Consider the following 24,946-nt stretch of genomic DNA (forward strand, 5'->3'; position numbering starts at 1 on the left):
GATTTATATCTTTTCGAGCATTACTTAAAGTGAAATACAGCCTAAGAAAGAAAAATAGATACAAAGAGTAGATTAGCTTTTACAAATCCATGCAATAGAGTATTTGAGTCTAGTTGTGAGATAAGGGGTTATTCTAATAAATTGGAAATACCAAGTATTCACTTATTAATAGGTACTTAGGAGGAATTTGATCAAGTACCTTCCCACGTTGGGTTCGAGTAACAATTACAAGCAGACCTCATAGGTTTTGTGTTTGCAATATCAAATGGAGACGCTAAATGACTTTGTTGGCTCAATGTCTATTATCAGTCATCAAACGAAAAAACATCTTAACCGATATAGATAACCCTTTTATTCCAGATGCATTTTCCTGGACATAGCTTTTCATGTTGTCCAAATCCTGCTGTTCATATAGGTTGCCATTGAATACAAGTTTATTGATTGATGTAGTATTTTGGATGTCTTTCAGTGGATTTTGATTCAGAATCAAGAGATCTGCTACTTTACCTTCTTCCAAGCTTCCATAATCTTGTGAGACATTGAAGTATTCAGCTGGATTAATCGTAGCGCAAGAAAGTGCCTCAGCAGGAGATAGACCTGCCTTGACAAGTTCTGCTAGCTCACGATGCAAACTTATGCCTGGAAATGAATAGGGATCGTAGGAATCTGTTCCAGCTAACACTTTGACACCTCTTTGATGGGCTATACCAGTTAACTCCAAACCCTTTTGATAGAAGTCCTGTAGGTATTCTTGATACCCATCTTGCTGTGCATAGTCCTGCATTCCTGACACGTCATCATTCCATATCATGGAAACCATTGGAGGAATGTAAGCCAGGTTGGGATCATTGAGAAAAGCCTCATCACTTGCAAAAGCTTCGTATTGACGTGTAATGTGAGTAGGGCAGAAGTAGGTGTTGTTTTTAACCATCACGTCGACTAGTTCATCAAACTTGCTTTCATCAAATCCGGCTAACATATCGATAGGAGATGGACGATCTATATCGGAATTCTCATCATCAGCATACATCGCTTGATAATATGCTCGATTTTGTTCTGCCAATGGATTTGCATGTTTAATGAACAAATGCGCATGTTCAAAACTTCGTTGCCCGGCATTGGAAGCATCTATGGGATTGATGGCGTTCGGATAATGACCAGCGAAAACAACACCTTTCTTATTCGCTTCTTCTGCTAGCTGAAAATACCGATCTTCTAAAATCCCTGAGTAAACTTTGATAAAGGTTTTTGGATCATTGGAGGTACGATTGACCAGGGCTACAACATCTTGCTCATCATAGTTGGCTCCAACTATCTCATCCGCAAAACCAATTAAACGCGGGCCTAGTAGTTGTTCTGCTTTAATCGCATTTCTCCACTGCATACGCTCTTCATTGATATGTACAATGCCCTGCATGTCTCTAATGTTGGTTACACCATTAGCTATATGTAGTGGCATGATCACTTGGGGAGCGATCTGAAAGGCCAAATGGGAATGCATATCCCAAAGTCCTGATAAGGCGAACTGTCCTGTACCATCAATTTTCATCGCGTTGGGAATGTCAGGAAATGAATCAGAAGGTGCAATGCTTATGATTCGATCTCGCTCAATATAAATCGAATGATTTGCCAGAATGGAGTCATTAGTCACATCTACGATGTTGATATGCTGGATGAGATAGGATTGGTCTTCAGCCTTTTGAGCTAGAGGATCAGCCAATGGATATGCCCACAAAGCAAAAATCAAAATAGCCAGTAAGATAATAATGCTTAATAAGTATTTGACTACTCTTAAGAAAACGCTTTTCATCAGTCTGTGGAGATTTTAGGTTAGGTTGTTCAGACAAAGAGTAAACTTACGGGTCATTTGGATTTAAGTTACAGAGTGTTAGAAACTAAATTATTGATTATTACTTTGAATTTTACTCCGAAATAAATGGCAAGAAATGTTTAACCCCTGGCTGTTAATCATAAATTAAGCAATAAATCTATTCTTCATCTTTTGTATAAATGATGTTATAAAGGAGGTCTCAGCAATACCTTAATCCCGTGAAATATTAGCCGTTTATCATCTCATATTCTGGGTTATGGTATTTGATGTTATTCCCTTCAGCAAGCATTTTTCCAAACATTCTACGTGATATACTTGATGGTACAATGGCATTCATTATTCGATACAATCGTCCGGGTATGATAGTTGACTTGTTTTTTCTTAATGCAGTCAGAGTCTCAGTCACGGCCTGAGCTGTTGACAAAGGTGGTGCTGGCATTTTGTTCTCATTAAATCCAAGATGTGACACGATTGGAGTTTTGGTAGGAGAGGTGATCATTACTGTGAGATACACGCCATATCTCTTGAGCTCTTCATGTAGTCCCAATCCTAGACTGTTAATATAGCCTCTGGTTCCGGCATCATTGGACATAAATGGTAGTCCGTGACTGGCTCCCATGGCACTAACCAATAGGATTCCACCCTTTCGTTTTCTAGCCATATGAGGACTAAAGTGATGAACGAGTTTCAAGTGTGCTATAACGCTCGTATTGATCATTTTAAGTAAGTCATCTTCTTGCTTATGAATGAATTCCCCGGGATGTCCTGAGCCCGCATTGGAGACTAATAATCCCACTTCAAGGTGTTTTGTAGAATGTATTAAGTGGTCTACTTCGTTTGGATCAGAAAGATCAACTTTTATCACGAGTGTTTCGATACCGTATTTTTCTATTAAGGTCTGTGACAATTTCTGCAATAGGGCTTGTCTTCTAGCCACCAGCACAAGGTTAAATCCCTGTTGGGCTAATTGATGTGCAAACTCTTTTCCAAGACCTGAGGATGCTCCTGTTACCAGAGCCCATGGTCCGAACTGATCCAATTTTAATCGCTTATACATAAGTTTTTAAGCAAAATTGTCCTTTGCCTATTCCTTATGCTTGACTATGTGGTTCAGTTTTTTGTTCGTTTCGGTCAATGTACTGTTCACGGTAAGCCTTTGGTGAACGTCCATAAACGGACTTGAATGATCTGGAAAAGTGTGCTACATCGTTGAATCCTACCTGATATGTAATTTCTGTAATTGAAAGCCTTGGAAGTTGAAGTAACTCTGATGCGCGTTCCAAACGTTTGACTTTGAAATAGTTGGCAGGGGAATCATTATACAATTCCCGAAACCGCCGTTTAAAAGTGGATTCGCTCATGTGAGCCAGATAGGCAAGATCCTGAATAGAACAATCGGTGAATAAATGACTGTTCACAATCTCGTTTAAATTGATTTCTTGTTCCGAAAAAAGCTGCGAAAACAACGTCGCAATTGATTTAGCATTACTTGTTTGTAGTAGCAATAAAATCAATTCCTTCACCTTCAGCTCCAGCAGTTGATCGTTGACAATTTGAGGATTCTTAAAATAAAATTCCAGACCGGTAATGAATTCTGTAATAAGAGCTTGCTCTGATATCACTTACATGGATTGGCCTACCATCGTTTTAGGGAATGCTGACACTTCTTTTTGATAGATCTCCGTTAGTAGTTCTTTTGATAAATGCACTACAAAGACTTCATAGGCTTCAATTCCTGAACGTGGCTGAAGGTTCGAGAAATACCTTCCACATTTGAGTACAACAGATTCTTGCGCCCTGATGGAAATTTGTTCTGTTGTACCATTGATGGTCGTTTTCCCTTCACGAAAATGAATGAAACAGGCATCCATAGGAAAATCCAGTTCAAACCGAAAAGGAGCTTTTACCTTGACTTTTTCAATCAGACATTTATTGTGAAAGTTAAAATGTTGATGATTGACAATCATGGCTTTCTAACCCTCCAAATTTCATGAATAGAGTCTCCTTTACTAGATAATCCTTTGTGATGCCAGTTGCCATCGATTAGATCATAGTCGAATGATAAGCTTACACCAACTCGACTATCATCACGTGAAAAGAACTCAATGTTTTCCATATATTTTCCATTTTCAGTGTTGTAGGTGCCACCTCCAGTTCCCATAAACTCTTTGGTTTCGGTATTGTATGCAATCCATTGGAATCTCGTTCCGGAAAGCAGCTTCATGGTCTTTCTGGGTATTGAGGTGTCTCTCATATGCGTTACTCCATCTCTTATACGGCCAGACATAAGCCAAGCTCCTTGAAGTTTTCCAGGTGTACCATCATCAATCCGTTTCAGTATCATCGTACTACCAATAATTGCCAGCGTAGAATCTGTAATGGCAATATCGAAGGTCACTTCTGAACCTACACGTTCAGGAGTTTTGGTATCAAACTCTACTGTTTCCGTCATGATGTTGCCTTCCAGACGCCATTTTCCACCATTTGTGCTTACAAAAGCACCAGTTTCGGCATTATACACTGTAATGGCTTGATAACCTTCAGAGAAGATAACGACGCCTTTCTGTTCTTCTCCATTAGCACCTTTAAAATCACCTTCCCAGGCACCGATGGGTGATTGTGCAGATACGGATATTGTCAGAAAAATGATTGCAAAATAGACAGAGCTTTTCATAAGACGAGATTTATTCTAAGTTACATAATCGTCAGTATTATTAATGAATGAATTAAATCTAGATCAATTAAATCATTGCTAATGTAGTGCTACATGATCATCAAGAATCTGACATTTACAAAAAACGGTTAGATTTACTCTATGCGAGACAAGGATGAGTTTCTTAGATTAGGGTATCGGGCTGGAATTGTTCTGGCCTTTCTTGGGTTGCTGGGATCAGCAATCTACCTGTTTGTGTTTATTACAACCGGACCACAGGCAGTGGATTTTAACTCAGAAATTAGATTGCTGGGGTTGACTGCAGATAGGCGACTGAGACTATTGTCAACGGCCATCTTCATAGGTATGTCTTTTGGTTTTTTGGGGTTTTCATTATTCTTAATCCAAGCCAAAGGAGATGTAGATGTAGACGCTTCTAAAGGTGATTATAAAATCAATATTGCCAAATTATCACCAGGTTTGTTTGTCATACTATGTGCTACTGTTATTATAGTGGTTTGCGCCACCTTTAGAATAGACTATGATTTGGGTCCTGAACCACTTCCTGAACTACCAGATCTACCTGATTTGGACTCTGGATTGCCTTCATTAAATTTAGATAACCAACCCTCCAGTTCAGACACTTTACCCATTGTAGACTTCAAGAATTAATCTTTTAAAATACCGCCCTATGAAAAATAAGTTAGTAGTTGTCTTCATATTGTCTGGATTGAGCTTGACTGCACAGGTGAACTGTGAAGAGGTCAGGGAGCAGTACAAACAATATCAAAATGGTTCACCTAATGCCAGTGCAGCCAGATTATTATCCACTCAGCTTGTAGAATGTATAAGTTCTATTTCAGATCAAAAGACTAAAGTTATTTGGACCTATAATCTGTTGAAACTCTATGTGGATGCTCAACAGTACGAACATGCTCGAGTTACCTGCGATTATTGTATGGAGTTTGCTGGTAGTGCTTATCCATCCTATTACAACAACTGTTATTCATTTAAGCATTCGCTAAATGGCTATACAGCTTCCAATCGGGTAGGAAGAGGAGCTTCCTATTCAGGTAAGGGAAATTATCTGGAAGAAGTAGTTGATGCTGCAACTTTTGATGATCAAAATTCCAGGCCTTTTTCTGCCATCGAATATGAACGACTGATAGCAAGGAGGTTGACTTATCCTTCTGGTCAGGTTCATGAATATACAACCTATTTTAAAGAGTTAGTAGGGACCAAAAAGTCTCTTATTCAAGGTCCTTTTATCTTAATAGGATATGACAATCAATCTATTTCCTCAGGTCAGGATTCTGGGCAGCAGCAAGTACAGGTTCCTTCTCAGTATCCTCAAACCAAAACAAAAGGTGGCGCCAGGCAGATTGAACAGCGCACTTCAACCGGAATTGGCAGCAGAAGTTCAGACCAAGGTTTGGAAAAACAATTAAATGAGTTGTTAGTACATCTAAAAAGCGTTTATCAAGTAGGGACTCCGGATTATTATATCCCGGTTTATTTGTTTGATTCAGATCTGGATCGTGAGGGTTATGAGGCTTTTTCTAATTTCACATATCAAGTACACGGTAGATCCGCTGCTGGAAGAGTTGCCTACTTTAACCCAATAGACCTGAGTGTAGTAGCCTGGAAAGCTACAGGTAATGGTACCTTAAACCATGAAATAGTACATGCCATGTTACTGCAGGACTATGCATTGATTCCCGGTTGGCTCAATGAAGGTTTTGCGTCTATGTTCGAAGAGACCAGTCATAATTACTACCCTATGGATAATTACCGATTGATTTATCTGAAGCAAGCTTTGCGATATGGTAAAATGCTGACATTGGATCAACTGATTGCGGCCGATCGAGATGAATTTAATGAAAGTGAGCAAGCCATGCTCTATGCGGCTACAGCTCGCTACTTTGTGATGTTTTTGAGAGATAAAGGTTGGCTCTCGACAATTTATTCCGGATTGAAATCCTATAACTACAATGAATCGGAGGATGTAGCCAAACTGTTAGTTCAGAAAACTGGATATGGAATTTCAGCTTTGAATATACAGTTTACCAACTGGTTGAAATATCAGCAAACCCCATCTAAATGGGCATCACTTGAAAACAGTGTAGAGACCTACATCAGAGAATTATAGTGGATCCACAGTAGAATGCTTTTTAATCTCGAATTTGAATCACCTCAGCTTTTAATATTCGCACATCCTGAATTGGACGATCTAATGAATTTGTTGCTACAGCGGCAATAGAATCTACCACTTCTATTCCCGAAACGACCTCACCAAATACCGTGTAATTTTGATCAAGGTGAGGAGTACCACCGAGCGTTCGATAAACTTGTCGATGTGCTTCTGGGATTTCATAGCTTTCAAACTCTTCGATTTGCTCAGCTTCTTCTTTAAAGAAATTTGCAATTCGCCTATAGGTCTCTCTATCACTGTTTTTCATAGCGATATTCATGGAATCAAAATAAGTCATATAGCTGCTGTCTTTTCTTAAAAAGCTCTCAGCTAACCAGCCGTTAATTCGTCCCTGATTCATATCTATGAGGCTATCATTCAGAACTCGTCCCTGTACAATGTAAAACTGCGTACTACTGGAAGCTTTTTCAGGATTATTATCCCGAGCAGCTCCTAAGGCTCCTTTTTTATGGAATAAATCCGGGTGAAACTCTGCCGGAATGGTATAAGCAAGCCCTCCATTACCCAGTGTATCGTCTGAACCCGCCAATTTGCTATCAGGATCTCCACCTTGAATCATGAAAGTTTCTATCACTCGATGAAACAATAAACTATCCAGCACACCTTCTTCTACAATTTTGATAAAGTTGTCTCGGTGCAGTGGAGTTTCATTGTAGAGATGGATGGTAATTTCTCCTTTGGAAGTGGTCAGTTTTACTTGAGTTTCCGTCGCTGTTTGTTCTTGAACAGAGAGCTTGGTGCTACAGGCAACTGCCATCACGGCGATTACTGTAGAAAGGAAAAATCGATTCATAATTTATGGTTCAGATGGAATTTCAAGATAAGGCTTTTCGTATTACAGTCCAATTATTCGAATTCCTTTAGAAGAATCTCAGGATCAAGCTTATCACTATACATGTACAGTAAACCATCTTCGTGGGTTGGCCACTGATCTTGAGGTCTGTCCCAGTAGAGTTCTACGCCATTTTTGTCAGGATCATCCAAATAAAGTGCTTCAGAAACACCATGATCATAGGCTGATGTTAACGGGTAGTTAGCTTCTTTAAGTTGTTTGTATAGTTGGGCCAAGTCTTTTCTTGTTGGCAATAAAATAGCTGTGTGAAATAGGCCTACAGATTTCTTAGGAGAAGGAGGCAGGTTTTCGCTATACCAGACATTCAACCCAATGTGATGATGATATCCACCAGCCGAAACAAATGCTGCTCTACCGTCTTGAATAAAGGTCAATTCAAACCCTAAGACGCCACAATAAAAGTCGATGGATCTCTGTAGGTTGGATACCTTAAGATGAACATGACCAATTTTAGTTTCAGATGGAAGCTTGAATATGTTAGACATATTAAAATAATAGATGGACAATAACTTCTTATAAAAGTTAGTAGAATTTTATGAATGTGTACGTACATGGAATTAATTCGGACGTAAATTGTTCTTAGTTTTTACCAGTTAATCATCTACCACTGTCGATTTTTTGAATATGCATTTAAATGATGCTTCTCCTAAGCGAAAGAAGCTAGCCATTCTATTAACGTTTGTCACTATACCATTTTCTGGTTTTATGACTGATATTTATTTGCCTTCTTTTCCTTCGATGGCGAATAATCTAAATGTTTCAGAACACAGTATTCAATTAACCTTAACGGCGTTTTTTCTAAGTTATGGGTTTGCTCAATTGCTAGTAGGAAGCGTTTTGGATAGTGTTGGGAGGCAAAAGCCTGTGTTGATTTCATTAGTCACACTGGTGCTTAGTAGTATTGGAATTGCCTTGACAAAAGATGTATCGTTAATTATCAGTTTGAGAATAGTTCAAGGAATTGCAACTGCCTTTATTGTGGTAGCAAAAAGGGCCTTTTTCGTTGACTTATTTGAAGCTGAAGAACGGAAGGGCTATTTGAGTTATTTCACCATTGTATGGTCAGCAGGTCCCATTATAGCACCTTTTTTAGGAGGATATTTGGAAGATCTCATTGGCTGGAAATCGAACTTTTGGTTTCTAGCTATCTATGCGATCATCTTATTGATTGGTGAACTATCCGTGGGAGGTGAAACTGTTCCTGCAAAGTCAAAATTTCATTTTAAAACCATTGTCAACCTATACGGTACCATGCTCCAAAACAGTGGTTTTGTTTTAGGTATATTGGTGTTGGGATTATCCTATTCGGTTACCATGGTTTTCAACGTAGCAGGACCATTTGTGGTAGAAGAGCACTTTGGTTTCAATTCGGTAGTGATTGGTTACTGTACCTTGATATTAGGAATTGCCTGGATGCTTGGAGGTATTATCAGTAAGCGTTCCATACACCTTAAGTTCAATGCCAAAACTCTAATAGGCACCTTATCACAAGTTGCTCTTATCGGATTGTTAATAGCCATTGCCGGGTATTCAGATTGGTTGGTCTTACTCATTGGTTTTGGTTTTCTGATTCACATCTGCTCAGGTTTCCTATTCACTAATTTCTTTACGCATAACCTCTTGTTTTTCCCGAAGAATGCTGGAATTGCCGGTGGACTAATGGGAGGTCTTTTGTACATAGTGACTTCCCTCAGTAGTTTCGTTATTGCTTCATCTGGCGAAATTATAACTACAATGGATATGGGCTTACGCTATCTGATGATCTCTGTTCCTTTATTGATAGTGGTTCTTATCATTATCCGACGACCGTTCAACTAATTTTCTATCGGTTTTATATCTTGTAGTCTCTAAGTTTGAATGATTCCAATTGATCGTTAATCGTATGAAATACATCACTTTTTTAGTTGCAGTTATCTTATGCTCAATGCCCGTTTTGGCTCAAAAGAATAAAGTTGAAAAGAAACTGGTCAAATGGGTCGATGATCACAACGATGAAGCCATGAGCTTTCTGGAAGATCTGGTCAATATCAATTCAGGAACCATGAATTTTGAAGGAGTAAAAGCTGTTGCTGACGCTTTAATGCCAAAGTTTGAAGCTCTGGGAATGGAAGTCGAGTTTACAGATGGAAGCTCATTCAATCGTGCTGGGCATTTAGTTGCCAGGATTCAAGGAGGTAAAGGACCTAAAATTTTAATGATTGGGCATTTGGACACCGTTTTTGAACCGAATAGTTCTTTTCAGAAATGGAAAAAAGTAGATGATGAAACAATCAGTGGGCCAGGAATTGCCGATATGAAAGGTGGAGATGTCATCATCTTGCAATCGTTAAGCGCTCTTCATGCACAAGGATTACTGAAAGATATGAATATTTGGGTAGTGATGACTGGCGATGAAGAACTTAGTGGAAGTCCATTGTCCGCATCTAAAGCGGAGTTAATTGAGGCTGCGAAATGGGCGGATATTGCTCTAGGTTTTGAGAATGCTGATGGCAACTTTAAGACAGTCAATGTAGCCAGAAGAAGCTCCTCAAGCTGGAAATTGGAAGTTACAGGTAAAGCAGGTCATTCTTCGCAGGTATTCAAGCCAGAAAGAGGAGTGGGGGCTATTTATGAAGCCTCCAGAATTCTGTATCAGTTCTATGAAGAGCTATCAGGAGAAGAGTTTTTGACGTTCAATCCTGGTGCCATCGTAGGAGGAACTGAAACCTCCTATGATGCTAAAACCAAGTCTGGACAAGCTTTTGGTAAGAATAATGTCATAGCTCAGTCAGCTATTGTGACTGGTGACATTCGTTGCTTAAGCATGGAGCAGCTAAAACGAACACAAAATAAGATGGCAGAAATTGTTGCGCAAAACTTACCTCAAACATTGGCTACCATCACATTTAACGAAGGCTATCCTCCATTTCCTCCTAAGGACGGCAACTACGAACTGATGAAGCAATTTAGTCAGGTAAGTTCAGACCTGGGATTCGGTGAAGTAACAGCAGTTAACCCTGCAGATGCAGGTGCAGCAGATATTTCCTTCACCGCCGAATTTGTTGATCGTGGAATAGACGGAATGGGTATGAGTGGCGCCAATGACCATTCGATAGATGAAATAGGATATACCTGGGCACTTCCTATGCAATCCAAGAGAACTGCTGTTTTGCTGTATCGTTTGCTACAAGACTAATACTCGTTCGTTAGGGAATATTCCCATTCATTCGTGTATATTCCCATTCACACGACACCTACCATTAGGTAATCTGAATTATTGATAGCTTACTTTAGTGTGTATGATCAATCAGTACTTAAGCGATATTGATTGATATTATACCATCCATAACCTATCATTTAGACACTTTACGAAATTATGCAATTAACTGCAGGGCTAAAAGCCAAGCCTTTCCGCATGCAAGACGCTAGCGGTCGCACTATTGATTTACAAGATTTTAAGGGATCAAAAGTGCTCGTCAGTTTTTTTAGAGACGTTACTTGTCCCTTCTGCAACTTACGAGTCCATTTTCTGTCTTCTAAAAAACAAGAATTAGAAGATTTAGGCCTTAAAATGATCTTCTTTTTTGAAAGCACAGGTGAGTTGCTGACTAAAAGTACTCATCACCGAAAGGTACATCCAGTTCCATTGGTCCCAGACCCGGAACATAAAATGTATGATCAATACGGCGTAGAATCGTCCACTGGCAAAGTGTTGAAAACGATGTTTACCAAAGGAGCTTTCTCAGCAATGAAAGAAGGAAATTCATTTGAAACACCAACAGATAAAGAAGAGCATCTACGAGCAAGTTTGATTCCTGCAGACTTTCTTATTGATGAAAAGGGATACATCCACACAGCTCATTATGGTAAGAATGTAAGAGATCATTTACCCATAGAACAGATAAAAGCATTCGCCAGACAATTGGTCGTAGGGTAGTAAATGAAGTTTATGATTAATTTAGGAGTTTCAACAACCTAAACATGACCGATTTATCAACCACCTTTAGAGATTCTAAGAACCATTACGTTATTCTGGATGGACTTAGAGGAATTGCAGCAATCATGGTAGTAATGTTTCATATCTTGGAAACATTCGCCATTGGAGATCCCTACAAGCAACTTGTTAACCATGGATATCTGGCCGTAGACTTCTTTTTCATGCTTTCAGGCTTTGTAATTGCCTATGCCTATGATGATCGCTGGTCAACCATGTCATTCAAAGAATTCGCCAAAAGAAGATTAATCAGATTACACCCAATGATCATCATGGGGATGTTGGTAGGGGCCATCTTATTCTATTTCCAGGATAGTCCAATGTTTCCTCCAATAGCTGACACACCGATACTTCAAATGCTGTTAGTAACATTGATTGGATTTACGCTGATTCCAATTCCTCCATCTATGGACATACGAGGATGGCACGAGATGCACCCGTTGAATGGGCCAGCCTGGTCTTTGTTCTTCGAGTATGTAGCTAATATTTTGTATGCTGTTGCTCTTCGCAAATTGTCCAACGTGATTTTGGGAGTGTTAGCAGTATTGTCAGGTATTGCCTTGGTACATATGGCTCTTTCAACGGGTGGTGATGTAATAGGAGGATGGTCTCTTGCACCTAAGCAAATATGGATTGGTTCTGTGAGGTTGCTATATCCATTTTTAACAGGGATGTTAATCTCTCGATTGGTAAAACCTGGAAATATTAAAAATGCCTTTTTGTATTGTACATTAATCCTGGTGGTTGCACTGGCAATGCCGCGATTAGGTACCCCTGAATCTGAGTGGATGAACGGCATCTATGAATCTGCCGTAATTCTGTTCATATTCCCAATAGTGATTTATTTGGGCGCTTCAGGTACCGTGAGTGGAAAGTTAAAGTCTTTCAATAAGTTTCTAGGTGATCTATCGTACCCACTTTATATCACACATTACACAGTGGTCTACACTTACATGGCCTGGGTTACTAGAAATAACGTTGAAATCAACTCTACAAAAAACATCCTGATGGCATCAGCGGTGTTCGTTATAAGTATAGTACTCGCTTTCTTTATTGCTAAGTGGTATGATGCACCGGTGAGAAAGTGGCTAACAAATAAGTTTATTGGGCGCTCATAATCAGATTGTTTATTCTTGTAATTATTAACTAATCATATCTACCAATGAAATTTCATAACCTAACCTATGTGGCATTGGCCTTAACCTTTGCTTGTTCATCACCAAAAACGGAATCTAATACAGAGTCTGAAACTGTAGAAGAAACAAAAGAAGAGGTTGTTGCTGTTGAAGAAAAACCTGCTGTTTGTATCTGGGATAATATTTCTGTCCGTGAGACTCCATCAGCAAAAGGTAAGTGGTTAACCTCTATTAGTTTGGGGGAGTCATTAACCTATGTTGGACTTACAGCTATAGATAGCAGCGATAAGAACCGTGAATACATGAAAGTACAGTTGAATGATGGCACTGAAGGTTGGTCCGCTGCTGATTTCATTATTCCTGAAGGAGAAATCGGTGTTTTCTTAGAAGAAACATTCATTTACAATCGTCCGGACTTGTTAACGAAAAGTGATAAAATGTATGAGCGTCTAGATATCATAGCGGTTCAAAACACACAAGACGATTGGCAAGAAGTGATTGGTAAGAGATCTGAAGGCAAATGGATTGATAGCGGTTGGATTAAAAAGGGGAAATTATCTTTTAAACCAATTGATATCGCTGCAGCCAAGTTCTTGAAGGATGCTCTATCCAAAGACACTGAGGAAGAGAGTCTTGAATCGCTAAATATGATTCTTGAAAACCCAGACTTAAAAGAGTCTTCCATCATGACTGATGTGCGGGCTGCAGTAAATGAAATTTCTGGTGTTGGTGAAGAAATGATGCTTTCTGATACCTTAACAGAAGTGAGCGAAGAAGCAATTGGGGAATAAGACCCTATAGGAATAAAAGAAAAGCCATCGTGTTCAATGTGTCACGATGGCTTTTTCATTTTACCCTCTCTTAAATGCGAAGAGGTTCGCATTGGAACTCTCCTCATCGAAGTAGTAATCCTCGTAATTAAACGCTTTAAGATCCTCTACATCAGTGATTTTATTCTTGATAATGTAACGAGACATTAAACCACGTGCTTTTTTAGCGAAAAAGGAGATGATTTTATACTCTCCATTCTTATAATCTTTAAAATCAACATCGATCACATTTGCTTTAAGCTCCTTTAAATCAACGGCTTTAAAGTATTCTTGTGAAGCTAAGTTGATCAATGTATTATCACCTTGCTCGCGAAGGTCTCGTCTTAGTTTCTTGGCAATTTTATCTCCCCAGTAATCATATAGATTTTTAGAACCGTTTACATATACTGAAGTCCCCATTTCTAGTCGATAAGGCTGTATAGCATCCAAAGGTCTCAACAAGCCATATAGTCCAGACAAAATTCTGAAGTGATCTTGCGCATAGGCAACATCTGATTCATCAAATGAAGCGGCATCCAACCCTACATAAACATCACCTTGAAAAGCGTACATCGCTTGCTTAGAATTCTTCTCCGTATGTCTGGAAGAAAAGGCTTGAAATCGTTCTACGTTCAAAGAAGCAAGATTGTCACTGATGCTCATCATTTGCTGAAGATCCTCTTCAGACTTCTCCTTCATCTTTTCAAGAAGCTCCTTCGCATCACCAAAAAGGCGCGCTTTGGTGCGTTCACCATCTATTCTTGTTTCAAAATCTAATGTCTTAGCTGGGGATACGATTGCAATCATTTTATCTATTAATGCTTTTAATTCTCTACGATCAACGGAAACGACTCAGTTTCTGGATGCGAAGATAAAAGGCTCAGGTTAACTAAATCTTATACCTAATAAGGATTTCTTAATGACCTTGTTAGCACTTCAATAAAACATAGAACTCATCAGGAAAAACTCTTGAGCTATCTTCACATGTCTTTGGTCTAATTTGTATCTTGCAATAGATTCATGAACCCTTCCAAAACCCTATATGCCGTTATTGATACCGAAACCACTGGTGGTACACCAAGGTTTTCGAAACTGACGGATATATCCATTTTTATCACAGATGGTGAACAGGTTTTAGATGAATATTCGTCCCTCATCAATCCAGGCATTCCTATTCCACCATTTATTACTCAGTTAACTGGTATAGATGATGAAATGGTGGCAGGTGCTCCTCGATTTGAAGAAATAGCCAAGGATATCGTCGAAATCACAGATAATGTGGTGTTTGTAGCGCACAATGTCAACTTTGACTATGGCATGTTGCAGCACGAGTTTGCACTGTTAGGATATACCTATGAGCGCAAAAAGCTCTGTACCGTTCGATTGTCCAGAAAGTTTTTGCCAGATCATCGGAGTTACAGCTTAGGTAGAATTTGCCAGGATTTAGGGATTCCAATCAATGGTAGACACAGAGCTCGAGGCGATGCAGAAGCTACTGTGGAATTGTTCAAGATCATTTATCAGGAATCTGGTGGTCATCCGACCATGGCTAATGAAAAGTGGGTTAAGTCGCTTCCAGCACACATGGATCGAGAGCTCATTGATCGATTGCCAGAGGAGCCAGGTTTATATTATCTGTACGATGCCGAAGGAAGTCCATTATATGTCGGAGCGAATAAGAATGTATTCAAAGCGGTAACCAAACAAATACAAAGCACCTCTAAAAAGTCTAAAGATCTGATGTCTGTCATTGCAGATATTGATTTTGAGTTGACTGGAAGTGAACTGATTGCTCAGCTAAGATTGCAAGAGGAAAGAGAGCGACTGGAACCACATTTCAATTATGTGAAGTCTAAGACCAAATGGCAAATCGCTACTCATCCGGACTTGTTTGGCTATTTAAACCTTACGGTTATTCCTGGTGAATCAGGCAACGGACAAGCCTTTATTTCCAAGAAAGAAGCGTTAACCTTTTTAGAAAAAGTCACTAAAAACTATCACCTCTGCAAACCATTGGTAGGTTTAGGGTCTGCTTGTGAAGGCGCATGTTTAGGAGCTTGTAAACAACAGGAGAAGTCAGATTCCTATAATGATCGAGTGGAATCCGCCTTGCAATCAAGAAACTTTGATCGTAGTAGCTTTATCATATTGGATCAAAGACAATCTGTGAACCATGATCAGCCATTCATTTTAGTAGAAGATGATCAATACATCGGATACGGGCTGGTAGATATACAAGAAGAAGGAATCGGAGACTTTCATTCCCTCAAAGATCGAGTGAACCCAGATAGTCAGACTGCAGAGAAAATAACCATAATTCAAACCTATTTATCTAAAAATAAACCTAAGATCATTTATGCGTAAGATGCATGCACTAGGGCTTATAGCCTTTTCGGCGCTAGTAGCCGTCCACTGTTCATCACTTAAGAAAGAAACTCCTTCGGAAGAAGAGACGAATAGCATCGTTGCAACAGGAGCGGAGCTTCAAACTGTTTCTGATCAGTTCAAATTCACCGAAGGACCTGCGAGTGATAAAGAAGGTAATGTCTACTTCACAGACCAACCAAATGATGACATCTGGAAATGGTCTCCTGATGGCTCTTTGGTCAAGTTTATGGACACCACAGGTCGTTCCAATGGGTTATACATTGATGATGAAGGCTATTTGTTAGCTGCAGCAGATCAGGACAATGAACTATGGAAAATCAATCTACAAGACAAATCACACGAAGTGCTTTTGAAGGGTTGGCAAGGTATGAAGTACAATGGTCCAAACGATATGTGGTTGGATAAGAAAGGTGGTATTTACTTCACCGATCCATTGTACAAAAGAGTTTATTGGACGGATACCTTGTATGAACAAACGACTTGCAATGTATTCTATCTTCCTCCAGGAGCTGATACACCAATTGTGCAGGATACTACGTTGATTCGTCCAAATGGGATCATTGGCACTCCGAATCAAAAATATTTGTATGTAGCTGACAATACAGGTAAGAAACTCTACCGCTATGAAATTGGAGCTGATGGCAATCTTCAGAATAAGATGCTTTTCGCAGATACTGGATCTGACGGGATGACAATAGATAACGAAGGTAATATTTATATCACAGGAGATGGTGTGACGGTTTACAATAGCTCAGGGGAAAAGATCCACCATATTCCAATTGATAGAAGCTGGACAGCCAATGTAACGTTTGGTGGCCCTGATCAGGATATTTTATTCATTACGGCAATGAACTCTGTCTTCACTTTGAAGATGAATGTTCATGGGGTGAGATGGTAAATTGAAAGCCTTATTAAACATAAAAGGTCTGAGCTTCAACTCAGACCTTTTATGTTTTACAGGGTCATATGATTTTTTTCAGACTAATGATGCTCTTTGTGCATTTCCTTATGACGTCTAAGGGCTACTTTTAGCGCATCATGTACTTCATGTGCAGCAGTTCCTAGATCAACAGCTTGCTTAGCAATGAAAATATCTTTTCCAGGCATATTCACTCTAATACTCACTTCATGATCTTCTTTAGCCGATTCAGAGCCTGCTTTAAGGTATAAATCAGCATTCACGGCCATGTCATTAAACTTGTCCAGGTCTTCAAACATTTGTTTGTAATGCTCTTTCTGACCTTCACTTAGTTGTACATCCTTAAACTCTATATTAATTGGAATCATTTTGTCTATTTAATTTTAATTATCATGATGCTCTCCAATAGAACACCGAACTGCATAATTAACCAAGTTTAGATCCCAAATGTTAGGCAAGAACCTGAATATTCTACTAGCCATTCGTATGTTTTTAAGGATTTACAATCCCGAAACTGGAATATGAGAATTTATAATCTGATGCTTATGTTCAAACAAGAAGTAAGGCTCTCAGTCAATTCTCCTTTTCAGTCATGAGCAAATAAACTTTCATCAATCATTGTCAATACAATGCTTATTCTGAATATTTGCCAAGGAATGAGCAATCATTCCGCGTTCTTATATTAATTCTCAAGCCGTTTGAGGTTCCGGTTCCTAGGAATTCGGATTAAAAAGGAATCATGTGAAAATCATGAGCTGTCGCGCAACTGTAAGTCTGAAAACGCTGCAATTAACCACAGGTCACTGATCGCCAACAGGCGGTTGGGAAGGCCAATTGCAGTCAGACAAGCCAGGATACTTGCCCTAAACGAATTGACAAATGCTTTCGCGATTTGAAGTAGTTGTCAGGCAACATGTACACCACGTACATTTTACCTTACCTATCACAATTCCGAAAGCATACTTCAATCAACTTCACATCTGAGTGGATGTGTCGCATTCTTTTATCTAAAAAATAAACTGAAGTATGCTGAAGAACAATTTAGGTTACCCTAGGATTGGTGACCGACGTGAGCTCAAAAAGGCCAGTGAGCTGTTTTGGGCTGGGAAATTGAGTTTGGATGAACTCGTTACAGCAGGCAAAAACATCCGTTTACAAAACTGGAAGACACAAAAAGAAGCAGGAATTGACCTGATTCCTTCCAATGACTTTTCGTTTTATGATCAGGTCCTTGACATGGCGCTAACTGTGGGAGCAATCCCTGATCGCTATGAATCTCTCAAATCAAAAGGAGAGATGGAGCTCTATTTTGCAATGGCTAGAGGCTATCAAAAGGATGGGCTGGATATCACAGCCATGGAGATGACCAAGTGGTTTGATACCAACTATCATTACATCGTTCCAGAATTTGTTAAGAACCAGTCATTTGAATTGTATTCTACCAAAATCGTTGACGAATTCAATGAAGCAAAATTACAGGGTATAGAAACCAAACCAGTAATCATTGGACCAGCCACTTTCTTACTTTTAGGTAAAGAAAAAGAAGCTGGATTTCACCGAATAGACTTGTTGAAGAAGCTGCTACCGGTTTATTGGTCCATATTGAAACAACTGGCAGATGCAGGAGCCAAATGGGTGCAGATTGATGAGCCTATTTTGGCTACAGATCTATCTGGTATTGAATTGAATGCAATAAAAGAGTTTTATGGAAAAATTGCCCTCGAGGCTCCTGAGCTCAACATCTTGCTAGCCAACTACTTTGATTGCTACGGCAATAACCTTGAAACGGTTTTGAGCTTACCAGTTCAGGCTTTGCATTTGGATTTAGTAAGATGTCCATCACAACTCCAGGATATACTAGGTTCGCTCAACTTGAGCTCAGACCTGAAGCTTTCACTTGGAGTAGTCGACGGTAGAAATATTTGGAAAAACGATTTTGACAAATCACTCGAATTTATCTCCAGAGCAAAGAACCAATTGGGAGAGGAGCGAGTAATGATCGCTTCCTCTTGTTCGCTGTTACACTCTCCGTGTGATTTAGAATTAGAGCAGAACGAGTCCAAGCTTTCAGCAGAGATCAAAGATTGGTTGGCCTTTGCCAGACAAAAATTAGAAGAGATTGCTTTGTTAGCTCATCTATCTCAAAACCCTGAGGATAAAGTGTTACAAGCTAAACTTCAAGACAATCAGACCTCACATGCCAGACGTCAGGCATCTACATTGATTCATAATCAAGCGGTAAAGCAGAGAGTAGCTGATGTTAGTAAGTCTGATATCCAGCGTGGTTTGGACTTTAAGCAAAGGAAAGTGGTACAACAGGAAACACTGAATTTACCTCATTTTCCAACCACCACTATAGGATCCTTCCCTCAAACCAGCGAAGTGAGAAAGGCCCGACTTCAAAACAAGAAAGGCGAATTATCCAACTCAGATTATCATGACTTCTTAGAGCGACATACCGCTCTTGCTATCAGATGGCAAGAAGAAATAGGTCTGGACGTGTTGGTTCATGGAGAGTTTGAGCGAAATGATATGGTGGAGTATTTCGGAGAGCAACTCGATGGTTTTGCCTTCACGCAATTTGGCTGGGTGCAGAGTTATGGTTCCAGATGTGTGAAACCTCCAATAATTTATGGAGATGTAAGTAGACCAAATCCAATGACTTTGGAATGGACTAAATACGCTCAGTCCTTGACGGAGAAACACGTGAAAGGAATGCTCACAGGACCGGTGACCATCCTTCAGTGGTCCTTTGTACGAAACGATCAGCCGAGATCAGCCACTTGCAACCAGATAGCTTTGGCCATTAGAGATGAAGTGATTGATCTGGAGGCAGCCGGCATCAAAATCATTCAGGTTGATGAACCTGCCATCCGAGAAGGTTTGCCATTGAGGCGTGCTGATTGGATAGATTACCTGGATTGGGCTATAGATGCCTTTAAGCTTGCAACGAGCGGAGTAGAACACTCTACACAGATTCATACCCATATGTGTTATTCGGAGTTCAATGACATTATTGACTCCATAGCTAGAATGGATGCTGACGTAATTACAATTGAGTGTTCCAGGTCTCAGATGGAATTGTTAGATGCTTTCGCGGAATTCAATTATCCAAATGAAATCGGACCTGGAGTATATGACATTCATTCTCCGAGAGTTCCAAGTAGGGAAGAGATGGTTGATTTATTGACCAAAGCTATGAAGGTAATTCCTGAAGATCAACTTTGGGTTAATCCAGATTGTGGACTAAAAACTCGAGGATGGGAGGAAACCAAACAGGCACTCATAGAGATGGTTGGTGCCGCACATGACCTAAGAGAAAAGGTCTCCGTTTATCAATGATAGTCAAAGTGGGTAGGTCAAAGTGTCTACCCACTTACTTAAATATTTAGATCATGAAACACGAATTAAAGTCTTGTCCAAGATGTCAGTCTCCCTTTGAGTGTAAAGTAGGATCAATCACGCAGTGCCAATGCTGGCAGGTAAAACTCACTCTGGAGGAACGCCAATTCATTCAAGAGCAATTTTCAGATTGCTTGTGCACAACTTGTATGGAAGAGGTTAAGCATCAATATCAACAAGAAATGTTCGTGGGTCAATTAAAGAAGTTAGGAAAACAATTTTAAGATGATGGATATCAAAGGAACAATTAAAGCGGATAAAATAATGCCATTAATGTGTTGGGATGTACACATACTGGAATTGTCGAAAAACAAACAAATTCAATCAGTTCAGGAAGATATAGAGGAATTGAAACAATTACACTCAGTCAATCAATGGTTAACTGATATTGATTTTGTACAGCATGCATCTTTTGATGCTTTGGTTGTAACCAATGAACATCAAGTAATTGATTGGGTAAGTAGCGGTTTTAAAGGTATGACAGGTTATGAGGCAACAGAAGTGATCGGTCAAACAGCCCGTAAACTTCAAGGCCCTGAAACAACCTTGATCTCACGAATGGCCATTCAGGATCAATTAAAGACTAGGCAACCATTCAAACATGATATAATCAATTATAGAAAGAATGGTGAGGCTTATACCTGCCGTTTGGAAATCTATCCATTAGTTAATGAACAAGAAGAAATAACTCATTTTTTAGCATTAGAACATGAAATCATTAAATAGGGAGGAAAGAATTAGGGCTTCCGAAACCAGTATATTCAAGGCAGTTTTTCCAAATACTACCAATCATTACGACACGCTTTTTGGTGGTACTGCCATGCAACTCATGGACGAGGTAGCATTCATTACAGCAACTAGATTTAGTCGCCAGCGAGTTGTTACCATTAGTAGTGATAAGATCGATTTTAGACAACCAATACCATCTGGAACAATCGTAGAGTTAAAAGGCAGAGTTTCCACGGTAGGAAATACCAGTCTCAAAGTGAGAGTCGAAATTTACACAGAAGAGATGTATTCTTTGTCAAGGGAACAGGCTGTGACAGGCGAGTTTACTTTCGTTGCAATTGATGAACATAAAAAGCCCACAAAGATCATTTAACATCCATTTTTCCCTTTCAAAACGAATTAATTGCTCAAACGAACACTAACACATGGAATTATATCTAACTTTGCAGTTCAATTAATAAATGATCTTTGAATAAATTCAGTCAACTAGGGCTGTCGCAAGTAATTGTTGACAACCTTGAAAAATTAGGGTTTGAGAACCCGACTCCGGTTCAGGAGAAAGCAATCCCACTTTTATTGAATCAAAACCCAACAGATTTTATCGGACTGGCACAAACTGGTACAGGTAAAACTGCGGCATTTGGTTTGCCTCTGATTGATCTGATTGAGGATAACAATAGTACACAAGCACTCGTAATGGCACCTACTCGTGAACTAGGTCAACAAATTGCAGTGCAGCTAGAGTCCTTTTCTAAGGGTATTAAGTCAGTAAATATCGAAGTGGTATACGGTGGAGCAGCCATTACCAACCAGATGAAAGCATTAAAAAGTCCTACTCAAATCATTGTGGCGACACCAGGTCGTCTGAAAGATTTGATCAATAGGAGAGCTGTGAAGTTGGAAAAAGTCCAGTATGTGGTATTGGACGAAGCAGATGAGATGCTCAATATGGGTTTTAAGGAGGATATCGATGAAATCCTTTCTTATACCAATGAAGACAGAGTGACCTGGCTCTTCTCGGCTACCATGCCGAATGAAGTGCGCAAGATCGTCTCTAAGTACATGAACAATCCGCTGGAAGTAGCGGTAAATACTGTTCAGCAAAGTAATAAAGACATTACGCACCAGTTTGTTATTACCAAAAACAACAACAAATTGGCAGCTATCAAGCGATTCCTGGATTTACAACCAGAAATGCGTGCGGTTATGTTTTGTCGTACCAAGTGGCAAACACAGGAAATTGCGGATGAGCTTGGCCAGTTAGGTTATGGCGTAGAAGCACTTCATGGTGATTTGTCTCAGTCTCAAAGAGATGCTGTTATGAAGCGTTTTAAGACGCGTTCTATGCAGATGTTGGTAGCAACAGATGTGGCGGCAAGAGGTATTGATGTCAATGACTTGACGCACGTATTTAATCATACACTTCCTGATCAACTAGAATCTTACACTCACCGAAGTGGAAGAACAGGTAGAGCAGGTAAGAAAGGGGTTTCTATGGTGTTTATCAACCCTAGGGAAGGTAACAAGATCAAGGAACTTGAGAAGAAGCTTAATGTTTCTTTCGAGCGTGTTGAAGTACCTACTTTAGATGAGTTGAAATCCAAGCGTATTCATAACTGGGCAAATATCATAGTAAATACCAATGTGGATCAACAATCTGGAGATATCCTAAATGAAGTAGCTCATTTGTTTGGTAATCTTAGCAAAGAAGACCTTCTTAAAAGATTGATTACCACACAGTTGGATCACCTAACTTCAGGTGGTGGAGAAGAAGATAATCTCAATGAAGCTTATGGCGGTTCTCCTGATAAGAGAGATAGAGGTAAGTTCAATAGATACTTCATCAATGTTGGATCTATTGATGGCTTAACCAAAGCTGATCTTGTACATTACATGGCAGACATCAGTGGTATTGAGCGTCGATACTTTGGTGACATTACCATGCAAAAGAATAGATCCTATGTAGATATTGACTCAGGAAAGGATCGAGGTATCAGTTTGAAATTCGAAGGAATTGAAATTGATGGACGAGCTATCCGAGTGAATAAAGATGACCAGGGACCTTCCGGAGGTTTCGGTGGTGGATCCGACAAAGGAGGCTTTAAGAAGAAGAAACGCAAAGATCGTCCACGTCCTGACAAAAGGCGTGATGGCGGAAGACGAAGCGGAAGAGGAAGAAGATAATATAAAGGTCAGCATAATTGCTGGCCTTTTTTGTTGCTAAGCCAATGTTATCAAATTTTAATAAGGAGATTGGTTAGTATTCAAGGGTATATCGTATTATTGCAATATAATAAAAGTGGAAATGGGAGTTACCAAAACAGATTTATTCTCAAAAGTTCAAAATAACATTGCTGTTGCTGCCAAAGCATTTGCACATCCTGCGCGTGTTGCAATAATTGAGCATTTACTTAGAGCCAATGCATGTATAAATGGTGACTTGGTTCAGGAACTTGGATTGGCTCAGGCTACTATAAGTCAGCACCTAAGAGAATTAAAAGATATTGGTATTATTCAGGGAACGATTGATGGTGTTAGAGTAAGCTATTGCATTAACCCTGTTCGTTGGGCTGAAATAAAAAACCAGTTCAATCAACTATTTGATCAGCTGGAATCTCCTAATACCAACGATTGTTGTTAAAAAAATTTTATTACATCCATCGTAACATTGCAATAATATAAATATGAAAAAACTAACACTACATCCTGAGCTTTCCAAATCAGTTTCTGACATCTTAGAAACCGATATCTCTGAAGAAAGAAATGAAGTACTGGAACCTTTAATTCAATATGTTCAAGATAAAGTACATATGAATAAGGTGGTCAATCTGAATTTTATTTGTACTCATAACTCTCGTAGAAGTCAGTTCTCACAGATCTGGGCTCAAACGGCAGCTGACTATTATGGCATACCAGCCAATTGTTACTCAGGAGGCGTAGAAGTAACTGCATTCAATCAACGTGCCGTCGATTCTATTAAAAGAAGTGGGTTTAGAGTATCATCCAAAGGCATGGAAAACCCTGTGTATTTCATATTTAATTCTGATGACGTTCAGCCAATTATAGCATTCTCAAAGCTTTTTAATGACGCCATTAACAATACCAAGCAATTTGCTGCTGTTATGACCTGTTCACACGCAGATGAGAACTGTCCTTTTATTCCGGGTACTGAACAAAGAATACCTGTGCGATACGATGATCCGAAGGAATTTGATGACACACCGGCAGAATCTGAAATGTATGATGAAAGATCCAAGCAAATAGCCTCTGAAATGTTTTATGTATTCTCTAAAATCAAAACGAAATAGCAATGAAATCCACCAAACCAATTTTAGGGCTCATTCTGATGCTTATCACCTTACAGTCCTATGCCCAATTCCAATTGGAGATCAATAAAGATCTGAAAGTTTATACGAATCAATTGGTTGTCAGCTTTGATGAGATTACTAAGGAAAGAAAGGATCAGCTGACAGAAATCGGTGACTTTCTGGTTAGCAAATTACAAAATGAAGGTACTTTTTCCGTGTTGTTTGTTTGTACACACAATTCACGAAGGAGTCATTTAGCAGATACCTGGTTTAAATATGCATCATTATTTTATGGTGTTGATAGTCTTCAGTCCTTCACAGGTGGGTTAGAAGAAACGGCTTTTAACTTAAGTGCAATTAATGCTTTAGAAAGAGCAGGATATACCATTCATTATAACAAAGAGGTTGAAAACCGCGTGGTTTCCATTTCTCCTGGCAAATTTCCTGTTTGGAAAATGAAGTCAAAGCATTTCAGTCATCCAATCAATCCAGCATCAAATTTTATAGCAGTGATGGTCTGTTCTGATGCTGACAAATCTTGTCCTCTAGTTCCTGGGGCATCAGCGAGGTTTGCCTTACCATATGATGATCCAAGATACTATGATGGTACATATGCTGAAGAGACTAAGTACGACCAGGCATTAAGAACAATCGCTGTAGAGATGTTTTACCTGGCAGACTACATTAAGAGTGAGCAGATTATTAATTATGAAGTAACTAAACGATAAGAATA

25 protein-coding genes, 1 pseudogene and 1 riboswitch are annotated in these 24,946 nt (G+C 39.4%); of the genes and pseudogenes, 17 read left to right on the forward strand and 9 right to left on the reverse strand.

What is annotated here, in order from left to right:
• Window positions 1–292: 292 nt before the first annotated feature.
• From NXS00_RS01000 to NXS00_RS01020, 5 genes and pseudogenes are all read right to left on the reverse strand, one after another.
• Window positions 293–1,810 (reverse strand): amidohydrolase family protein, encoded by a 1,518-nt coding sequence (locus NXS00_RS01000; protein WP_258097240.1) that lies wholly within the window; start codon window positions 1,808–1,810, stop codon window positions 293–295.
• Between the two features lie 247 nt (window positions 1,811–2,057).
• Entirely contained in the window at window positions 2,058–2,888 is an 831-nt protein-coding gene (locus tag NXS00_RS01005) for an SDR family NAD(P)-dependent oxidoreductase (protein ID WP_258097241.1), read from the reverse strand.
• A gap of 34 nt (window positions 2,889–2,922) precedes the next feature.
• Window positions 2,923–3,249: a helix-turn-helix domain-containing protein gene (locus NXS00_RS26990; protein ID WP_506530933.1), complete on the reverse strand. Its 327-nt coding sequence runs from the start codon at window positions 3,247–3,249 to the stop codon at window positions 2,923–2,925.
• Window positions 3,250–3,315: 66 nt separating this feature from the next.
• Window positions 3,316–3,798: pseudogene (locus NXS00_RS01015) on the reverse strand (helix-turn-helix domain-containing protein); the annotation flags it as partial.
• The gene (locus NXS00_RS01020; RefSeq protein WP_258097244.1) at window positions 3,795–4,505 is read right to left on the reverse strand and encodes a membrane or secreted protein; all 711 of its coding nucleotides are present in this window, start codon (window positions 4,503–4,505) and stop codon (window positions 3,795–3,797) included. The pseudogene NXS00_RS01015 and the gene NXS00_RS01020, both read right to left, overlap by 4 nt.
• Window positions 4,506–4,646: 141 nt before the next feature.
• Between NXS00_RS01020 and NXS00_RS01025 the strand changes: the two genes are divergently transcribed.
• Both NXS00_RS01025 and NXS00_RS01030 read left to right on the forward strand, forming a co-directional pair.
• The gene (locus NXS00_RS01025) at window positions 4,647–5,156 is read left to right on the forward strand and encodes a hypothetical protein (protein WP_258097245.1); all 510 of its coding nucleotides are present in this window, start codon (window positions 4,647–4,649) and stop codon (window positions 5,154–5,156) included.
• A 19-nt stretch (window positions 5,157–5,175) separates the two neighbouring features.
• Complete coding sequence (locus NXS00_RS01030; RefSeq protein ID WP_258097246.1) at window positions 5,176–6,633, forward strand: gluzincin family metallopeptidase; 1,458 nt, start codon at window positions 5,176–5,178, stop codon at window positions 6,631–6,633.
• Window positions 6,634–6,655: 22 nt separating this feature from the next.
• On the opposite strand, the gene NXS00_RS01035 is transcribed toward NXS00_RS01030, so the two are convergent.
• Window positions 6,656–7,489, reverse strand: a complete 834-nt coding sequence (locus NXS00_RS01035) for a peptidylprolyl isomerase (RefSeq protein WP_258097247.1) — start codon at window positions 7,487–7,489, stop codon at window positions 6,656–6,658.
• A gap of 53 nt (window positions 7,490–7,542) precedes the next feature.
• The gene (locus tag NXS00_RS01040; protein WP_258097248.1) at window positions 7,543–8,034 is read right to left on the reverse strand and encodes a VOC family protein; all 492 of its coding nucleotides are present in this window, start codon (window positions 8,032–8,034) and stop codon (window positions 7,543–7,545) included.
• A gap of 139 nt (window positions 8,035–8,173) precedes the next feature.
• On the opposite strand from NXS00_RS01040, the gene NXS00_RS01045 reads away from it, so the two are divergent.
• From NXS00_RS01045 to NXS00_RS01065, 5 genes are all read left to right on the forward strand, one after another.
• Window positions 8,174–9,367, forward strand: coding sequence for an MFS transporter (locus NXS00_RS01045; RefSeq protein WP_258097249.1), 1,194 nt, complete (start codon window positions 8,174–8,176; stop codon window positions 9,365–9,367).
• A gap of 64 nt (window positions 9,368–9,431) precedes the next feature.
• A complete protein-coding gene (locus NXS00_RS01050; RefSeq protein WP_258097250.1) occupies window positions 9,432–10,724 on the forward strand; it encodes a M20/M25/M40 family metallo-hydrolase in 1,293 nt (430 codons plus the stop codon).
• 180 nt (window positions 10,725–10,904) lie between these two features.
• Window positions 10,905–11,465 (forward strand): redoxin domain-containing protein, encoded by a 561-nt coding sequence (locus tag NXS00_RS01055; protein ID WP_258097251.1) that lies wholly within the window; start codon window positions 10,905–10,907, stop codon window positions 11,463–11,465.
• 44 nt (window positions 11,466–11,509) lie between these two features.
• A complete protein-coding gene (locus NXS00_RS01060) occupies window positions 11,510–12,640 on the forward strand; it encodes an acyltransferase family protein (protein WP_258097252.1) in 1,131 nt (376 codons plus the stop codon).
• 44 nt (window positions 12,641–12,684) lie between these two features.
• Window positions 12,685–13,449 (forward strand): SH3 domain-containing protein, encoded by a 765-nt coding sequence (locus NXS00_RS01065; RefSeq protein WP_258097253.1) that lies wholly within the window; start codon window positions 12,685–12,687, stop codon window positions 13,447–13,449.
• A 60-nt stretch (window positions 13,450–13,509) separates the two neighbouring features.
• Here NXS00_RS01065 and yaaA read toward each other — a convergent pair whose 3' ends face one another.
• Window positions 13,510–14,274, reverse strand: a complete 765-nt coding sequence (gene yaaA, locus NXS00_RS01070) for a peroxide stress protein YaaA (RefSeq protein ID WP_258097254.1) — start codon at window positions 14,272–14,274, stop codon at window positions 13,510–13,512.
• A gap of 213 nt (window positions 14,275–14,487) precedes the next feature.
• On the opposite strand from yaaA, the gene NXS00_RS01075 reads away from it, so the two are divergent.
• Together NXS00_RS01075 and NXS00_RS01080 are read left to right on the forward strand one after the other, a co-directional pair.
• Entirely contained in the window at window positions 14,488–15,831 is a 1,344-nt protein-coding gene (locus NXS00_RS01075) for an exonuclease domain-containing protein (RefSeq protein WP_258097255.1), read from the forward strand.
• Window positions 15,824–16,753, forward strand: a complete 930-nt coding sequence (locus NXS00_RS01080; RefSeq protein WP_258097256.1) for an SMP-30/gluconolactonase/LRE family protein — start codon at window positions 15,824–15,826, stop codon at window positions 16,751–16,753. The genes NXS00_RS01075 and NXS00_RS01080 overlap by 8 nt, the downstream gene beginning before the upstream one ends.
• An 83-nt stretch (window positions 16,754–16,836) precedes the next feature.
• Here NXS00_RS01080 and NXS00_RS01085 read toward each other — a convergent pair whose 3' ends face one another.
• On the reverse strand, window positions 16,837–17,142 hold the full coding sequence (locus NXS00_RS01085) for an HPF/RaiA family ribosome-associated protein (RefSeq protein WP_258097257.1): 306 nt from the start codon (window positions 17,140–17,142) through the stop codon (window positions 16,837–16,839).
• Between the two features lie 316 nt (window positions 17,143–17,458).
• Window positions 17,459–17,654: riboswitch (cobalamin riboswitch) on the forward strand.
• A 146-nt stretch (window positions 17,655–17,800) separates the two neighbouring features.
• On the opposite strand from NXS00_RS01085, the gene metE reads away from it, so the two are divergent.
• The 8 genes from metE to NXS00_RS01120 all read left to right on the forward strand — a co-directional run bounded on the left by metE (window position 17,801) and on the right by NXS00_RS01120 (window position 24,941).
• The gene (gene metE, locus NXS00_RS01090) at window positions 17,801–20,116 is read left to right on the forward strand and encodes a 5-methyltetrahydropteroyltriglutamate--homocysteine S-methyltransferase (RefSeq protein WP_258097258.1); all 2,316 of its coding nucleotides are present in this window, start codon (window positions 17,801–17,803) and stop codon (window positions 20,114–20,116) included.
• A 53-nt stretch (window positions 20,117–20,169) separates the two neighbouring features.
• On the forward strand, window positions 20,170–20,400 hold the full coding sequence (locus NXS00_RS26900) for a cysteine-rich CWC family protein (protein ID WP_373418651.1): 231 nt from the start codon (window positions 20,170–20,172) through the stop codon (window positions 20,398–20,400).
• A gap of 1 nt (window position 20,401) precedes the next feature.
• Window positions 20,402–20,902, forward strand: a complete 501-nt coding sequence (locus tag NXS00_RS01095; RefSeq protein ID WP_258097259.1) for a PAS domain-containing protein — start codon at window positions 20,402–20,404, stop codon at window positions 20,900–20,902.
• The gene (locus NXS00_RS01100) at window positions 20,886–21,278 is read left to right on the forward strand and encodes an acyl-CoA thioesterase (protein ID WP_258097260.1); all 393 of its coding nucleotides are present in this window, start codon (window positions 20,886–20,888) and stop codon (window positions 21,276–21,278) included. Before NXS00_RS01095 ends, NXS00_RS01100 begins: the two co-directional genes overlap by 17 nt.
• A 95-nt stretch (window positions 21,279–21,373) precedes the next feature.
• Window positions 21,374–23,089: a DEAD/DEAH box helicase gene (locus NXS00_RS01105; protein ID WP_258097261.1), complete on the forward strand. Its 1,716-nt coding sequence runs from the start codon at window positions 21,374–21,376 to the stop codon at window positions 23,087–23,089.
• A 121-nt stretch (window positions 23,090–23,210) separates the two neighbouring features.
• Entirely contained in the window at window positions 23,211–23,546 is a 336-nt protein-coding gene (locus NXS00_RS01110; RefSeq protein ID WP_258097262.1) for an ArsR/SmtB family transcription factor, read from the forward strand.
• 43 nt (window positions 23,547–23,589) lie between these two features.
• Window positions 23,590–24,213, forward strand: coding sequence for a low molecular weight phosphatase family protein (locus NXS00_RS01115; RefSeq protein WP_258097263.1), 624 nt, complete (start codon window positions 23,590–23,592; stop codon window positions 24,211–24,213).
• A gap of 2 nt (window positions 24,214–24,215) precedes the next feature.
• Window positions 24,216–24,941 carry an arsenate-mycothiol transferase ArsC gene (locus NXS00_RS01120; protein WP_258097264.1) on the forward strand — a complete coding sequence of 242 codons (726 nt, stop codon included), beginning with the start codon at window positions 24,216–24,218 and terminating at the stop codon, window positions 24,939–24,941.
• Window positions 24,942–24,946 lie beyond the last annotated feature (5 nt).

Source organism: Marinoscillum pacificum (genome assembly GCF_024714495.1).
Lineage (GTDB): Bacteria > Bacteroidota > Bacteroidia > Cytophagales > Cyclobacteriaceae > Marinoscillum > Marinoscillum pacificum.

Excerpts from the sequence above, each read along its gene's own strand:
- NXS00_RS01000 (WP_258097240.1), bottom strand. The coding sequence starts at position 1,810 with ATGAAAAGCGTTTTCTTAAGAGTAGTCAAATACTTATTAAGCATTATT.
- NXS00_RS01005 (WP_258097241.1), bottom strand. The coding sequence starts at position 2,888 with ATGTATAAGCGATTAAAATTGGATCAGTTCGGACCATGGGCTCTGGTA.
- NXS00_RS01020 (WP_258097244.1), bottom strand. The coding sequence starts at position 4,505 with ATGAAAAGCTCTGTCTATTTTGCAATCATTTTTCTGACAATATCCGTA.
- NXS00_RS01025 (WP_258097245.1), top strand. The coding sequence starts at position 4,647 with ATGCGAGACAAGGATGAGTTTCTTAGATTAGGGTATCGGGCTGGAATT.
- NXS00_RS01030 (WP_258097246.1), top strand. The coding sequence starts at position 5,176 with ATGAAAAATAAGTTAGTAGTTGTCTTCATATTGTCTGGATTGAGCTTG.
- NXS00_RS01035 (WP_258097247.1), bottom strand. The coding sequence starts at position 7,489 with ATGAATCGATTTTTCCTTTCTACAGTAATCGCCGTGATGGCAGTTGCC.
- NXS00_RS01040 (WP_258097248.1), bottom strand. The coding sequence starts at position 8,034 with ATGTCTAACATATTCAAGCTTCCATCTGAAACTAAAATTGGTCATGTT.
- NXS00_RS01045 (WP_258097249.1), top strand. The coding sequence starts at position 8,174 with ATGCATTTAAATGATGCTTCTCCTAAGCGAAAGAAGCTAGCCATTCTA.
- NXS00_RS01050 (WP_258097250.1), top strand. The coding sequence starts at position 9,432 with ATGAAATACATCACTTTTTTAGTTGCAGTTATCTTATGCTCAATGCCC.
- NXS00_RS01055 (WP_258097251.1), top strand. The coding sequence starts at position 10,905 with ATGCAATTAACTGCAGGGCTAAAAGCCAAGCCTTTCCGCATGCAAGAC.
- NXS00_RS01060 (WP_258097252.1), top strand. The coding sequence starts at position 11,510 with ATGACCGATTTATCAACCACCTTTAGAGATTCTAAGAACCATTACGTT.
- NXS00_RS01065 (WP_258097253.1), top strand. The coding sequence starts at position 12,685 with ATGAAATTTCATAACCTAACCTATGTGGCATTGGCCTTAACCTTTGCT.
- yaaA (WP_258097254.1), bottom strand. The coding sequence starts at position 14,274 with ATGATTGCAATCGTATCCCCAGCTAAGACATTAGATTTTGAAACAAGA.
- NXS00_RS01075 (WP_258097255.1), top strand. The coding sequence starts at position 14,488 with ATGAACCCTTCCAAAACCCTATATGCCGTTATTGATACCGAAACCACT.
- NXS00_RS01080 (WP_258097256.1), top strand. The coding sequence starts at position 15,824 with ATGCGTAAGATGCATGCACTAGGGCTTATAGCCTTTTCGGCGCTAGTA.
- NXS00_RS01085 (WP_258097257.1), bottom strand. The coding sequence starts at position 17,142 with ATGATTCCAATTAATATAGAGTTTAAGGATGTACAACTAAGTGAAGGT.
- metE (WP_258097258.1), top strand. The coding sequence starts at position 17,801 with ATGCTGAAGAACAATTTAGGTTACCCTAGGATTGGTGACCGACGTGAG.
- NXS00_RS26900 (WP_373418651.1), top strand. The coding sequence starts at position 20,170 with ATGAAACACGAATTAAAGTCTTGTCCAAGATGTCAGTCTCCCTTTGAG.
- NXS00_RS01095 (WP_258097259.1), top strand. The coding sequence starts at position 20,402 with ATGATGGATATCAAAGGAACAATTAAAGCGGATAAAATAATGCCATTA.
- NXS00_RS01100 (WP_258097260.1), top strand. The coding sequence starts at position 20,886 with ATGAAATCATTAAATAGGGAGGAAAGAATTAGGGCTTCCGAAACCAGT.
- NXS00_RS01110 (WP_258097262.1), top strand. The coding sequence starts at position 23,211 with ATGGGAGTTACCAAAACAGATTTATTCTCAAAAGTTCAAAATAACATT.
- NXS00_RS01115 (WP_258097263.1), top strand. The coding sequence starts at position 23,590 with ATGAAAAAACTAACACTACATCCTGAGCTTTCCAAATCAGTTTCTGAC.
- NXS00_RS01120 (WP_258097264.1), top strand. The coding sequence starts at position 24,216 with ATGAAATCCACCAAACCAATTTTAGGGCTCATTCTGATGCTTATCACC.